This window comes from Bdellovibrionota bacterium (assembly GCA_040386775.1).
Lineage (GTDB): Bacteria > Bdellovibrionota > Bdellovibrionia > Bdellovibrionales > JAEYZS01 > JAEYZS01.
Window position 1 is genome coordinate 12470 of sequence record JAZKEU010000009.1, and the last position, 14021, is coordinate 26490.

The following is a 14021-nucleotide window of genomic DNA, read 5'->3' on the forward strand; positions in this document are numbered from 1 at the left end:
GCGAACATATAGACAGTATCTCAGTCTGGGGCGCTCTTAAGTGCTTAGAAATACACGTTTTTTTATTATAGAAATGGCACCGAGTTTGCTTTATATGAAAGTACTATGAAAACTATCTGCTTAAATATCGTAATGGGATTGGGTTTAGGTACCTTCTTTAGTACTGAAGTTATCTATCAGCCTACGTTGAATTTGTCGAACAAGGCCTGGGCATCCGTTCCCGTATTTGACGCCAGCACAGAGAGTTTTGATCGTAATCCAAATACATTTGCTCCTTCAACAAACAACCATATTGTCTCTACGATCAATCAAACTTTTGATAAGAATTATGTATTGAATGATCTAGACAATAAGATCTCTGATGATTTTAAGATCCCTCCTGATTTAAGAGAAAGAGTGTCTTTCTGGTTTGATATTTATACAAAGTATTCTGCTCAAGAGGAAGTGATTCATCATGCGAATTATCCCTGGATTGTTTTCAGAATTGTAGATTTAAGACCTATACTGGAATCTGACGGAAATAAATGGGTAAAGTACCATAAATCTAAAAAATTCTCAAAAATTCAAAGACAAGATGTTAGCAATATATTAACAAGACTCTCTAAAAAGAAAAGTTTCACAAAATTATCTCCAGATGAACAAGACATTCATCAAGCACTCTTACAAATTCCTGGCAAAAACAGACAAAAAATTGCTCTCAATGCTCTGAGAAATCTGAGAACCCAAGTCGGGCAAAAAGATTTTATTCTTAAAGGTTTAGAATCAAGCTCTCTTTATATTCCTGAATTAGAAAAAGTATTCGCAGAAAAAAATCTTCCCTTAGAGTTAACAAGACTTCCTTTCGTTGAAAGCAGTTTCAATGTAGATGCTGTAAGTAAAGTTGGTGCAAGTGGTATCTGGCAAGTGATGCCTTATATCGGCAGAAAATTACTCATCATGAATAACGCCGTGGACGAAAGAAATTCTCCCGTAAAAGCTGCAAGCTCAGCCGCATTTATCTTAAAACAAAATAAACAAATCTTGAAAAACTGGCCACTCGCTTTAACAGCATACAACCACGGCGTGGGAAGCTTGAATACGGCAGTTAAGAAAACAGGATCCAGAGAACTCACATTCTTAATCAAAAACTACAAGGCAAAGTCTTTTGGTTTTGCTTCACAAAATTTCTTCTCTTCATTCTTAGCAGTACTTCATGCAGAAAAATATAGAGCTCAAATCTATGATACAGTAATTCCTCTTTCTCCATTGAAATTCAGAGAATTGAAACTCACAAAAGCCGTGAAGTTAAAAGAGCTTTTAAAATTCACAGGCATGAGCAAAGATGGATTCCAAAAATATAATCTTGATATTAAAGACGACGCTTTCAAAAGAAACATGTCTATCCCAAGAGGATACATAGTTCACATTCCAGACACAATCGTCACAGAATTCTTATCAAAGAAACAAAAATTCGGAAAACTCATAGAAGATTCGTCAACTATTGAGTCACGCATAAATTAAAACATTCCTTTTTCAATGGCCTGCTAGAAGGTTTTCCGTTTTTATACAAACGGAAAATCACAAGGTCGACGAAGACCTCTTTAAATAAGAAAAAACAACATCGACCGCGTGAGCATACCTCTTACTTAATCAACCCAATCTCTCTTAATCTCTGCATTAAGAAGTCATGCTCTCTAATCGGCGGATACTTTTCACCCTCACCCCTGCAAGACGGAATACACTCCAATACAGATTCTGGATGCGCATGCATAAAGTAAGGCATCGAGTATCTGCTTTTATTTTCCGTATTTGCTGGGTTGATCACTCTGTGAGTTGTAGAAGGAATCACGTCGTTTGTAATTCTAGCTAACATATCTCCCGCATCCACCGTGATAAGGTGAGGCGCAGTTTCTACGTCCAACCATTTTCCGTCGCGATCTTTTAATTGAAGACCTGAGGCTGATGCACAAACCAATAGTGTAATGAGATTGATATCCTCGTGAGCTGCTGCTCTCACACATCTTGGGTCGACACCTTCTGGAATTGGCGGGTAGTGAAGCATTCTAAGAATAGAGTTTCCACCACCGGCTAATTTATCAAAATAATTTTCTGGAAGCTCTAATGAATAAGTTAATGCTTTTAAAAGTTGAAAAGCGCAATTGTCTAATTCGTTGTAAAGGTGCATGTAAAGTTCTTTAAACTCAGGAACTTCTTTTGGCCAAATGTTTGGTGCAAAATACTGAGCGCTTGGATCTCCATTAATAGGATCGCGACCGACATGCCAGAATTCTTTTAAATCCATCACTGGAGAGTCTTTGGCGTGCTCTTGGCCAAACGCTGTGTAGCCCCTTGCTCCGCCGCTACCTTTTAGAATGTATTGTTTTTTTGTATCAAGAGGTAAGCTGAAAAGTTTTTCGCTAAGCTCGTAGGCTTTCTTTAAAAGATCCGAATCAATTCCATGATCCCTGAGGTTGATGAAACCAAACTCTTTCATACCCAGGAATAAGTCGTCGATAAACTGTTTTCTTTGTTGTGAGGTGCCTTGAGTAAAGTCTTTAAGTGATAATTCTGGAACCTGACGATCAGGCACATATTTGGATGTCGTTGAGTTTGTATTTTGAGTTGTTTCCATAAGTTTAACCCTCCCTAAAGAATTTAGGCTTATTTTTTGAGCAATCTACTCAATTTCATAAGGGATTTCAATATATCTATAGCTCTTTTCTAGAATTTTGTGCTGAAAACGTTTATGGCACTAGAATCCACGGCCATCGTAGTAATCTTTAGGTTTTGCGTACCATGGTACTTATTGAAAAGACTGCGTATTCCTGGATTTACGTTCACTGCAACAAAACCGCCGCCTACGGGAGTAATCATTGCTCCCGGAACCAATCGGCCTTGATTATCAAAATAAATGATCTTTGTATCTTCATTATACGCGCCTGGATCAAGTTCTACGGAATAAGATAATTCCAAAGCTGTCCCAATCACTAACCCTGTCTCAGGAATTACCGTAACTTTTAAACGAGACATTAGAGCATTCAACCAGCTTTGAGAAATCATCGGGATAAGAATTTCTTTTTCTGATTTGTCTACAGTAACTCGTGTTGAATAGTAATTTTGATCAGGAGACTGCACTTCTAAGAATTGCACTCCATCTGTACCAGAAAATGAAATCAATTTTCTTGCTTGCACGGGAACTTTGGTTTCTGAGCCCAAGAAGCTGATATTCGCACTCATCATTTCGCTCGATTGAATATCAAATATAAACGCTTCCGCTAAAGCAGGCTTTTGCACATCAAATTGCACTTGCGTAATAAAGCCCGGTTCAACCGGCGCAACTTGTGGAGAAAGATATTTTCCTTTGTACTTTGCTCTGACTAAATAGTTTCCCTCGGGGATATCAGGAAAGGCATACTCTCCATTGGCTGTTGTCGAGGTGAGCGATGCATCTGGAATAAATGAATTGAAATAAACGGGCTTAATAGACTCTTGGCCGATGATTTCTACTTCTGCTCCAGCAACATGTTTTCCAGAGATTAGCACTTCACCCTTGATGATACCCATTTGTTCCTTTGGAGTTCTAATTCCTAAAATATCTTTGAGAGCTTGAATGGTCGCATCGGGATTTAATACATGAGTGAAGAGCTGTTTTGAAGAGCCCAAAATGATATTCCCCCAATGATTTTCTTTTGTGGCTTTTACGATCACTGAAGAGTTAAAAACTTTGATGTTAGCATTGAGAGCATCGCTGATTCTGATTTGAGAGTTGTTGAGTTTTTCTTTTTTGTAATAAGAGTACGCCGAAATATTTTGGGCAACAACTTGATCTAAAATTGGAGCGATCTTAATTGGAACATTTTTTAGGTCCGCATCCGATTTTATATTTAACATCACTTCCGGCATAAGAATTTCTGCTCTTCCTACCATCGTGTCGTTTTCTAAAAGTTCTGCGATGACCACTCCCGTATTAGGTTCGTTGACATAAATCTCGTAACGACCTTTATCCAAGAACACTTGGCCATATTCGTACTTCGTTCCTCCGATTTGTCTGTAAACTACAATTTTCTGAGTTCCCGTAAGGGCTAATCCTTTTGTCACTTCCAGATTTCCTGCGATCAGAGCTTGTCTCTGATTTCCACGACTAGCAACTGTGATTCCTTCGTTACTCTCTTTGTTACCTTTCTCATCGATTATCTCATCCGAAGGAGCCGTAGGGAGTGGCGGGCTTCTTTTTCCGCTTCCTTTTGTATATCCACTGCGAGAAAAATTGCTCGCCTGTCTTGTTGCTCTTTCTGCGGCTTGCTGCCTTCTTTGTGAATAAGATTTTCTAGCGCCTGTGTTTGTACCGTAAGTGTTTGCAATTTCTCTTTCAGTTGGCGCCTCTGGATCTACTCCTGCGCTTGCAAGAGCAGTCTTTGCTCTTGCTTCAAAAGACTCAGTTCCATAATCTTGCTCTAAGATCTCATCAAAGTTTTCAATCTCTTCAACGCGATCACGTAAATTTGTTGGCAGGGTTGCCGCAAACATCTGTTTTTCTGGATTGCTCGGCTTATTGATGATGGCAATGCTTGATGAACTTTTCTGTAAAGATAGGCCCGCAAGCATTCTGGCTTGAACTTTTGGTTTTGCTTCTTCAACAGCTGCTTTTTGAAGAGCGGCAAATTTTCTAGAAATTTTTAAAACTATCTTTCTTGTTTGCAGGCGGTTGGTTTCAAGAACCTGCTTTGTATTATTGCTTACAAACTCCTCATCTATGTGGGGAGTGATTCTTTCATCGTCAAATATTGCAAGCGGTGGAGCTGTTTTTGAATATTTTAAACTCAAACCTTCTTGATGACTCAAGCTATAGTTCGACAACGAAAGAGGTAATGCGATTACACTTCCAAAAATTGCACGAGAAATAATGTTGAAAACATTTTCTAATCTAAAGTTGTCCATCCATGGTTACTTCGTTAGTTACTTTATTAACTGTTACATCTGTTCAAATGTTTATGACTACTCATTTTAGAGAATAGGCACCACCCTATTATTGTATTTAGAATGGTCTAAAATCGTCAAATATGTTTTTGTTTTTGCGACGTTGGGCAAGCTGATCTTCAATACGACTGACTACTCTTTTGGCTAGGGAAACTTGACCCTGAAATTCAGTTCCGTAGTTGAATGCTTCATCCACTTTTGAAATATTTGGAGCTACTTTTCTTACATCCACAGCAAGACCATAGGGTCGTCTATCTCCATCGATTAGCACTCTCATAACTAGAGGGATTTTGCCTTTCTTCTCTTGCTCCGTTTTCTCTTGGGTGACTGTAAATTTTTTTGAATAGAATACACGCCTATTCTCATTAGTTGCTCCCAAGCCCTGAGGAAGGTTTTCAACAATGGCGCTCTGAATATCCATAATTGAATAATCATAGTCATAGGTCGCGTAAGAAGCGGTTGAACAGGCATTCAAACATACTACGCTTAAGCTACTCAATAATAGAGTAGCCAAAGCTTTATAAAAGGATTTATTGATGAGATTTTTTATAATCATTGAGAAAGATTTCAATACCCTTGTCGGTTAATGGATGGTGAGTCAGTTGCTTAATAACTTTGTGTGGAATTGTCGCAATATGTGCGCCAGCCAATGCTGCGTCTAGTAGGTGAATTGGATTACGAATACTCGCCGCCAAGATTTGAGTGCTGAAATTATAGTTTTGAAAAATTTGGACCATTTGGCGAACAGCCGTCATTCCATCAGAGCCAATGTCATCCAGTCTTCCAATAAAAGGTGAAACCATTGTTCCGCCTGCTTTTGCCACTAGAAGCGCCTGCAGGGGAGTGAAGACAAGTGTAACATTTGTTTTGATTTTTTCAGCTGAGAATTTTCTTACAGCTTGAAGACCCGCTTCTGTCATTGGAACCTTGATCACTACGTTGTCATGAATTTTTGCAAGCTCCATTCCTTCTTTGTACATACCTTCTGCATCGAGCGCGATAACTTCCGCAGAAATTGGACCTTTTACGATTTCACAGATGTCTTTGATCACATCCTTGATAGGCCTTCCTGTTTTTGCGATTAAACTTGGGTTTGTTGTTACCCCGTCAACAAGGCCGAGTGACTGAACTTCTTTGATTTCGTTAATGTCTGCAGAATCAATAAAAAACTTCATAAAAGCTCCTCTGGTAGTACTAATCACCTGGGTAATTAGTATGAGGGCAAAGGCTATTTCTCTCTGGATAAAAAATCAAGAAGCGTTTTACTTTGGGCGTAAAACTCAATTTTCTCCAGCGATCCCGTGGTCTCTGAGAGTATTTTGAGATCTTTTCCTACGACGGGATGCACATAGTCCCCCCAAAGATCTGCGGCCGGCAAGCACCATCTTTTGAGCTTATGAAGCTCCATGCATGGCAGAACAAGATCAGGACTCCTAAGTATGACGTCATCAAAGATCAATACCTCAATCATGTACCGAGTGCTCTTGATGCTTTTTGTGATTTCATCAATTTTCCTCTTTAGAGCTTTTGGTTCTGATTGAGTTCGAAGAGAATAAACAACTGTAAGTCCTTCTTCTTCGTTATCAGAATATTGATAGACGCCAGATACTCCATGCACATCCGCGGTGCGATAAAGCGCTTTTGCTACTCTCCGATGAAGAGAAAGACTTGGATCTAAATCTGTTTGAACTCCGATAAGAGCTCTGTGAAGCGGCATCATTTAAGGACATCCTCGATAGAATAATTTGCTGCTTTTTTCTTTAAAATCCATTTTGCACAAGTCACTGCTCCGCGCGCAAATACCGTTCTATTCAAAGCATCATGCTGGATAAGAATGGTTTCTTCTGGTCCTTTAATAATCACTTTATGCTGACCAAAAACCTCTCCTTCTCGATGCGAGGTTATGTCTTTTATTTTTTTCTTAATCGCTTTTTCCAAGTGACTTTGAATTGTTAATGCCGTTCCACTGGGAGCGTCTTTTTTATGAATGTGATGTGTTTCTTCGATAGAAAAGTCGTAATCTTTTATCGCCCTTAAGTTCTTTAACATTTCGTTAATGACTGTCACGCCCATGCTCATATTCGAGGCCCAGAGAGTTGGTATTTTTTTAGATGCCATCCTTAAAGCTTTAAATTGCTTTGCAGATAATCCCGTTGTCCCACATACAAATGGAGTTTTGTTTTTTAAAGCAGCTTGCAGGTTTTTTAGGAATGCCTCTGCGTTAGAGAAATCAATAATCACATCGGCGCTCTCTATTTTTTCAGTTCGCTTTAGTTTTTTATCACTTTCAATAAGCTTAGAAATTTCTTTCCCCATTTTTCCCGAAGCGCCAAATAAAAAAACATTGCTCATACAAAACCCTTCACTTGTACATCCACCTTTGGTTTCATTTCTTCTGAGATAGAAACGAGTGGCAATCTCATTTCGTCCGAAGATAAAATTCCAATTTTTTTCAATGCGTACTTCACCGGAATGGGATTAGCTTCTACATACATGCTATCGATGAGAGGAAAATATTTTTCGTATTCTATAAGAGCTTTGGCGTCTCCGGCTTTGATTCTTTTATAAGTGTCTTGCATTTTTCCAGAGATAAGATGTGAAACTACAGCAATGACACCTTTTCCGCCTTTTGCCGCAAGTGCCATGCAGGTTTTATCATCACCACTGAGAACATTGAAATCTCTTCTTACTTTAGAAATAATTTTAGCACCAAATTCAACATCGCCAGTAGCTTCTTTGATCCCTACAATTTTTTTATTCTCGCTCAAAGATAAAATTGTATCCAGCTCCAGTGAAGTGATGGTTCTCCCAGGAACATTATAAAGTATCGTCGGAATCTCAACAGAGTTTGCTACTTTATTGAAATGTTCAAAAAGCCCTCGCTGTGGAGGTTTATTATAATAAGGAACAACGACCAGAAGAGCTTTTGCTCCCCACTTTTCTGCTTTTTGGGATCTCTGAATTGTGTCTTGAGTAGAGTTTGTCCCTGTTCCCACAATAAGAGGAACTTGTCCTGCCACTTCTGATTTTACAAATTGAAATATTTTTTCTTTCTCTGCATCTGTTGTGGTCGGACTTTCCGCTGTCGTTCCGTGAACAACGAATCCATCAATACCCTGATCAAGCTGACTCTTTAAAAGGTTTTTTAAAGAAGGATAATCTACTTCTCCATTTTTAAAAGGCGTAACAAGGGCTGTAATTATACCTTCAAACATAACTCTCCTTCACAAATAATTTCTGCGGATCCGGTAACAATCGCTGATTTTCCTTTTAAATCCACTTTAATTTTTCCGCCAGGCATTTGTACTGTGATTGGGGTTTTTTCGTAGACTGCTTCGAAAACCATTCCAACGGCGACGGCTCCTGTTCCGCAGGCCAAAGTAAAATCCTCAACTCCTCTTTCAAAAGTAATTGCTTTCACTGTTGAGCTTTTTCCCTCCCAATAGGTCACATTGCTTCCAGGTTTATTGAAGATTTTATGAAATCTCAATTGAGAGGAAATATGTCTTAAGGATTCTAAATTTGTGAACTTTTTATGAACTACAAAATGAGGCACTCCGGAATTCACCGCATACCCATCGGTTTCATGGTGTTTCCCATCAAACGTGCGTACGTTCAACAGTTTAATTTTTTGCTTTCTAATCGGGAGCTCAACTTGGATGTCTTTGCCGGAGGCTTTTCCGGTTACGAGCCCAACGATGGATTCAAATTTTACATTTTTCTTTTTTTGTAGTTCATACCTCACCACGCAGCGAGAAGCATTCAAACACATCTCCGCGCGAGAGCCGTCGCGATTATAAAAATCCCAGCGAAAATCATTTTTTATATTTTTTGCTTTTTCTAAAAACAAAAGTCCATCGGCACCTACGCCGTAGTGACGATCACAAGCTGCTTTAACAATTTCTTTTCTCTTCTTTTGAGAAAAAGATTTTTTTAAAGATCTCAAATCAACAACGATAAAATCATTTCCCGCTCCAGAGAGCTTGGTAAATCGTAGGCTATTTTTTTTCATCGGCTTCTTTTTTCTTTTTTGTTTCTTCTGTTGTAGGTGCATAAACTGGCGGCACTGTAGGAAACGCTAGATTTTCAGTTGCGCCCTTATAGGTAGGCTGTCCTCTGCCAAGTTCTGCCGGAATTTTGGGTGGAACAGGATCTCCGCGAACACCGCAACCAACGTGCCCAATCATCGCAATTAGAAAGATGATTATTATTCTTTTAGCCGTCTTCATTAGTTATCCTTTTTTTCTTGATCCAAAATTCCTTTGTATTCCACTTCAAATGTTTTGAATTCATGGCAAAGTCTTGGTTCTAGTTCGTATTTTAAATAATCTGCCTTGGTGATTGTCTTGCATCCGCGAATATATCTTGAGGCTGCGTCCTTAAAAGAAAGCTCCTGCTTTTCGAGAATTTGGCTTTCCCAAAAATAAATCTCTGGAAATTCTTTATCAATTTGTTTGGCTTTCTCTATATGATAAGTTGCCTCTGGGTATTGTTTTTGCGTAAAGAATTTTTGTACTAGCACCATGTTAAAGTAAAGAGGATAAAGGGTTTCGAGGTATTTATATTCGCTTGCAGACTTATTAAGAGGCTCGATCACTTGCAGACAGGCTTTGATCTGTAAGTCAGTAAGCTGAAGTTGTGGATAGAACGGGTTGATCTCAAGAGCCTTTGTTATAGAGGTATTGGCTTCTTCACACTTACCGGTAACCATTGCCAAGCGCGCCATCCAGAGCAAAATTAAAATATTGTCTGGCTCAACTTTGATTGCTTCTTTAAATTTTTCAGCGGCTTCTGCTGGAGATTCTCTTAGTAGCGATTTTGCGTATTCATAAAATTTTTGTGTTTTTTCGGTATAGAATAAAGTCGAAATATTATTGAGGGTTTTCTTTAATTCTTCCTGGGCTTTTCTGTTATACGTTTCCGATTTGATCACTCGAACTAAAACTTGAGAAGCCTGAAGTCGATCTTGTTGAAGGGTTAAGCTCTGAGCTTTTTGAATTATATCCTTATAGCTTTCTTTACTTTTCGATGGTGTTTTGCTTTTAATATCTGGAATTGGGCTGGGTATTAAATCAGTTTGCGCCATAGACACTTTTGAAATGAATAATAAAATAAAAAGATTTAAGAAAAACTTCATGTATCATGATTACTATGATTTGGCCCACTAAGACAAGTCCGGAGGCAAGACCATAATCATTAGTTGTCTCTAAAGTTTATTCAGTAGCACTAAACGCGGCTTGCTTCCGTTTGCTGGACCCACAACGCCTTCTTTTTCAAAAATTTCAATGATTCTGGCGGCTCTTGGATAACCCAGGCGGAACTTTCTTTGTAAAAGTGACGCGCTTACTTCTTTGAGACCTGAAACATATGCTAATAATTCATCATATCTTTCATCGGATCCCTCTTCTTCCCCGCCATCAAAAGAGGCTCCGCTGGCGCCATTTGAAAATTCAAATCCCCCGCCAGAGCCATCTAACGTTTTCATAGCTGACGGGTCAAACTCAGGCTCTGATTGTTTTGACCAGAATGATGTGAGCTCTGCGATTTCTTTTTCCGAAACCCAAGCCCCATGATGCCTTTGTGGCTTAGAAACACCAGGAGCTAGGAACAACATATCCCCTTGAGCCAAAAGTCTTTCTGCTCCGGATTCATCGAGAATGATTCTTGAGTCCATTTTACTAGCAACTTTAAAGCTAATCCTCCCTGGAATATTTGTTTTGATTAATCCTGTTACCACGTCTCTTCTTGGAGACTGCATTGCTAGAACCAAATGCATACCGCAAGCCCTTGCCATTTGTGCTAGGCGCACAATCAACTGCTCTGTATTCACCTTATCCACCGACATCAAATCGCCAAATTCTTCTACAATGATAACGATATAGGGAAGTTCCTGGAAATAATATCCTTCAACATTCCCTCTGTTTTGCGCATCCAGCTCATCATTGTAAGCTTGGTGCTCTGAAGCTTGCTGCTTAGAAAAATCCGCCATCTTTTCGTTGAATGCTTCAAGTCCGCGAGTATTGAATTTCGACATTGAGCGATAACGTTTTTCCATTTCGCGAACAGCCCAGCGCAAACTCACCACAGCTTTTTTAGGGTCTTTGATCGGGGGCATTATCAGGTGAGGAATATTATGGAAAGCCGCGAGATCCACTTGTTTTGGATCTACTAAAATTACTTTTAATGTTTTCGGAGAATGTTTAAATAGTAAACCCGTAAGGAGTGAGTTGATGAATACCGATTTACCAGATCCTGTTGTCCCCGCTACTAATAAGTGAGGCATCTTTCTTAGATCCACAGTTTTAGGGTCTCCATTTGCTTCTTTTCCAAGAGCAATTGGAAGTTTTATTTTTTCATCCCAGAAAGCTGTATCTTCCACGATTTCTCTTAAATAAACCGAATCTCTTTTTGGATTTGCTGTTTCAATACCCACCACGTCTCTTCCTGGGAGTGGAGCAATGATACGAATGGACTCTGAGCTCAGTGCCAACGATAGATCATCTGCTAGTTCTGTGATTTTAGAAATTTTAACGTCTGCATTTGGTTTAAATTCATACATTGTTACCGCGGGTCCTGGTCTCACCGCAACAACAGAACCATTCACAGAAAACTGCGCAAGTTTGTCTTCTAATAGGAACGTATTTCTCTTGATGATTTTTTCATCTACTTTAATTCCGCTATTTGGTGCAGCTTCTAAAATGGAAAGCTTTGGAAGCTCCCAGTGTTCGATTCGTTTTAATTTTTTATGGGCTTCCTGTGTGATTTTTTCTTTTTTGTCTGTCATTTTTTGGATTACAAAGTTTGCTCTTCTTTGTTCATCAATGCTGATGGCATTGTCGAGATCCGTATCCATTTCTTCATCATCTGTGCCCAACATCATAGGATTTTCTTTAATTGGAGCCTTTAAAACATTTAGAATTTTTGATTCTATAACCGGAGAAACTCGCTTTTCGATTTTCGCTTTCTTCTTAAATAGATCTTTAAAGAAAGTAATCACACCATCTCTAATGTCTTTTAGTTTTTTAATTGCAGCGTTGGGAAGTAGAAGTTCTGCAAATTCCTTAAGTGATTTTTCGGTATAAAATATAGTGAGAACTAGAAGAGCGCTCCAAAGAATAACTGCCACTCCAGTTTTATTAAAAACAGCTACCAAGCCTTTTGTTGCAAATAATCCTAAAAGCCCACTTGCATAAATGGCACCATTGAAAAATTTTTCCAGTGGCAGATATAGTGAAATTAAAGAAGAACATGCCAATAAAAATAAGCCCGCCAGCGTCCAACTTGCAGCGCCACTGATTTTCTTTGGATTGTTACCATACTTAAAATGCATATAGGATTGTCTTATTCCTGCAAATACAAATAACCACGCCGTTAAACCAAATGCCTGATAAAATATATCAGACAAAAAGCTTCCAAAATACCCACAGAGGTTTTGAACGGAGCTATTTATTCCTGTGGAATTAAATGAAGGATCAGCAGGGTTATAGCTCCACAGAGCGAGCGACAAGAAGAGGCTTCCTGCAAGCCATCCAATAACAACAATATCTCTTTGAAATTTTTCAATCATTTTCGACATATCTACATGATACGGAAGTTGTATTGACTTTGGTAGTCGGGGCTTTTAAATCATTAGGACTTTAATCGAGAAAATAATGATAAAAATCAATGAGATCTTCTTTAGCATTCAAGGGGAGTCCAGTTACACGGGAATTCCGACAGTTTTTGTGCGCACCTCAGGGTGCCCGCTCCGCTGTACTTATTGTGATACCCAGTACGCATATTATGATGGTGAAAAAATATCAATTGATGCCATCATCGAAAAAATTAAATCTTTTCCTACAAAATATGTATGTGTTACTGGCGGAGAGCCTTTATCACAGACCAATTCCAATGAGCTTATGTCAAGGTTATGTGAAATGGATTATAAAGTTTCTATAGAAACGAGTGGTGCCGTCTCTTGTGAATTCGTCGATAAACGAGTCAAGAAGATTATAGATATAAAAACACCCGATAGCGGCGCAGCAGATACGTTTATAATGAAAAATTTAGATCACGCAACCGCTCTTGATGAATTTAAATTCGTGATTTGTTCAGAAAAAGATTTCCATTGGTCAGAAAGTTTTGTACAAACACACCTCTCAAGTGGACAGAGTATATTGTTTAGTCCTTCTTTCGGTGTCGTGAGTGAATTGCAATTGGCTCGCTGGATTCTCGAAAAAGGAAGTCAAGCAAGAATGCAGATGCAAATGCATAAATATATCTGGCCTCCTGATACAAAAGGTGTATAACACTCACTCAAAACTGAAGTGAAAAAAACTGAAACTCAAAACCTAAAATTAGGTAAAACTATAGGGGTCGTGACAACCATGAACACTACTGCAAATTCTACTACAAACTCTACAACGCCACCAATCTCTCCAGAAGCTTTTCAACCTAACCACTTATTCGTAGCTAATTTAAAATCAGTAAGCTTAGAAAAATTAGTTAGATCTAAACTTGAAGTTCTTTTTGATGAACAACAAGAAACATCTGTAGAGCTAAATGGATTGTACGACGTTGTATTAGAACAAGTAGAGAAGCCTCTTATTGAACTTGCATTGAAGGTTCACCGTGGTAACCAAGTTAAGACAGCAAAAATGTTAGGTATCAACAGAAACACGCTCAAGAAGAAAATGGACGGATATAAAATCAAAGTTCGCTCATTAACATAAGATCAGCTTAATTAAATCGACTTATCGAATCTTAAAGGTTCATCCACTAGAGTCCAACACATCAGTGGGTCATTTGTATCCGACAGCAGGCAAAAGGCCCACAATTTATTTAAACCAATGACTATTTATATTCTTCACGAACTTGCAAGATCACATCTTGCAGGTAATCGGCCAACACATCCCTGATTTGATCTAGCGTCAATGTGCTTTTCTCAAAACCTTTGTCAGAAATTTTCTTTAAAAAATCCTGAGTGACCAATTCTTCTGGCAATCCTGTGCTTTTAACTATTTTTTCGAAAAGATTATCATCCATGAAAAACCCCTCTCTATGGATGACATTATCAAACCAACAAC

15 protein-coding genes are annotated in these 14021 nt (G+C 38.7%); 3 read left to right on the plus strand and 12 right to left on the minus strand.

The window, feature by feature from the left end:
• Nucleotides 1–105 precede the first annotated feature (105 nt).
• Entirely contained in the window at nt 106–1500 is a 1395-nt protein-coding gene (locus tag V4596_04405; protein MES2768366.1) for a lytic transglycosylase domain-containing protein, read from the plus strand.
• A 121-nt stretch (nt 1501–1621) separates the two neighbouring features.
• Here the strand turns inward: V4596_04405 and V4596_04410 are convergent, their stop codons facing one another.
• The 11 genes from V4596_04410 to V4596_04460 form a co-directional block, all read right to left on the minus strand.
• The gene (locus tag V4596_04410) at nt 1622–2611 is read right to left on the minus strand and encodes a 2-oxoglutarate and iron-dependent oxygenase domain-containing protein (GenBank protein ID MES2768367.1); all 990 of its coding nucleotides are present in this window, start codon (nt 2609–2611) and stop codon (nt 1622–1624) included.
• 89 nt (nt 2612–2700) lie between these two features.
• Nucleotides 2701–4917 carry a carboxypeptidase-like regulatory domain-containing protein gene (locus V4596_04415; protein MES2768368.1) on the minus strand — a complete coding sequence of 739 codons (2217 nt, stop codon included), beginning with the start codon at nt 4915–4917 and terminating at the stop codon, nt 2701–2703.
• 97 nt (nt 4918–5014) lie between these two features.
• Nucleotides 5015–5512 (minus strand): hypothetical protein, encoded by a 498-nt coding sequence (locus V4596_04420; protein ID MES2768369.1) that lies wholly within the window; start codon nt 5510–5512, stop codon nt 5015–5017.
• On the minus strand, nt 5487–6131 hold the full coding sequence (gene fsa, locus V4596_04425) for a fructose-6-phosphate aldolase (protein MES2768370.1): 645 nt from the start codon (nt 6129–6131) through the stop codon (nt 5487–5489). The genes V4596_04420 and fsa overlap by 26 nt, the downstream gene beginning before the upstream one ends.
• 53 nt (nt 6132–6184) lie before the next feature.
• Nucleotides 6185–6676 carry a hypothetical protein gene (locus V4596_04430; protein MES2768371.1) on the minus strand — a complete coding sequence of 164 codons (492 nt, stop codon included), beginning with the start codon at nt 6674–6676 and terminating at the stop codon, nt 6185–6187.
• Nucleotides 6673–7308 (minus strand): dihydrodipicolinate reductase C-terminal domain-containing protein, encoded by a 636-nt coding sequence (locus V4596_04435; protein ID MES2768372.1) that lies wholly within the window; start codon nt 7306–7308, stop codon nt 6673–6675. The genes V4596_04430 and V4596_04435 overlap by 4 nt, the downstream gene beginning before the upstream one ends.
• Nucleotides 7305–8171, minus strand: a complete 867-nt coding sequence (dapA, locus tag V4596_04440; protein MES2768373.1) for a 4-hydroxy-tetrahydrodipicolinate synthase — start codon at nt 8169–8171, stop codon at nt 7305–7307. The genes V4596_04435 and dapA overlap by 4 nt, the downstream gene beginning before the upstream one ends.
• Nucleotides 8156–8968 (minus strand): diaminopimelate epimerase, encoded by an 813-nt coding sequence (gene dapF, locus V4596_04445; protein MES2768374.1) that lies wholly within the window; start codon nt 8966–8968, stop codon nt 8156–8158. The genes dapA and dapF overlap by 16 nt, the downstream gene beginning before the upstream one ends.
• On the minus strand, nt 8955–9185 hold the full coding sequence (locus tag V4596_04450; GenBank protein MES2768375.1) for a hypothetical protein: 231 nt from the start codon (nt 9183–9185) through the stop codon (nt 8955–8957). Before V4596_04450 ends, dapF begins: the two co-directional genes overlap by 14 nt.
• Nucleotides 9185–10093 carry a tetratricopeptide repeat protein gene (locus tag V4596_04455; protein MES2768376.1) on the minus strand — a complete coding sequence of 303 codons (909 nt, stop codon included), beginning with the start codon at nt 10091–10093 and terminating at the stop codon, nt 9185–9187. Before V4596_04455 ends, V4596_04450 begins: the two co-directional genes overlap by 1 nt.
• Before the next feature lie 69 nt (nt 10094–10162).
• The gene (locus V4596_04460) at nt 10163–12532 is read right to left on the minus strand and encodes a DNA translocase FtsK 4TM domain-containing protein (protein ID MES2768377.1); all 2370 of its coding nucleotides are present in this window, start codon (nt 12530–12532) and stop codon (nt 10163–10165) included.
• A 76-nt stretch (nt 12533–12608) separates the two neighbouring features.
• Between V4596_04460 and V4596_04465 the strand changes: the two genes are divergently transcribed.
• Both V4596_04465 and V4596_04470 read left to right on the plus strand, forming a co-directional pair.
• Nucleotides 12609–13244: a radical SAM protein gene (locus V4596_04465; GenBank protein MES2768378.1), complete on the plus strand. Its 636-nt coding sequence runs from the start codon at nt 12609–12611 to the stop codon at nt 13242–13244.
• A 78-nt stretch (nt 13245–13322) separates the two neighbouring features.
• Nucleotides 13323–13667, plus strand: coding sequence for a helix-turn-helix domain-containing protein (locus tag V4596_04470; GenBank protein MES2768379.1), 345 nt, complete (start codon nt 13323–13325; stop codon nt 13665–13667).
• 121 nt (nt 13668–13788) lie between these two features.
• On the opposite strand, the gene V4596_04475 is transcribed toward V4596_04470, so the two are convergent.
• Complete coding sequence (locus tag V4596_04475) at nt 13789–13980, minus strand: hypothetical protein (GenBank protein ID MES2768380.1); 192 nt, start codon at nt 13978–13980, stop codon at nt 13789–13791.
• Nucleotides 13981–14021: the final 41 nt, after the last annotated feature.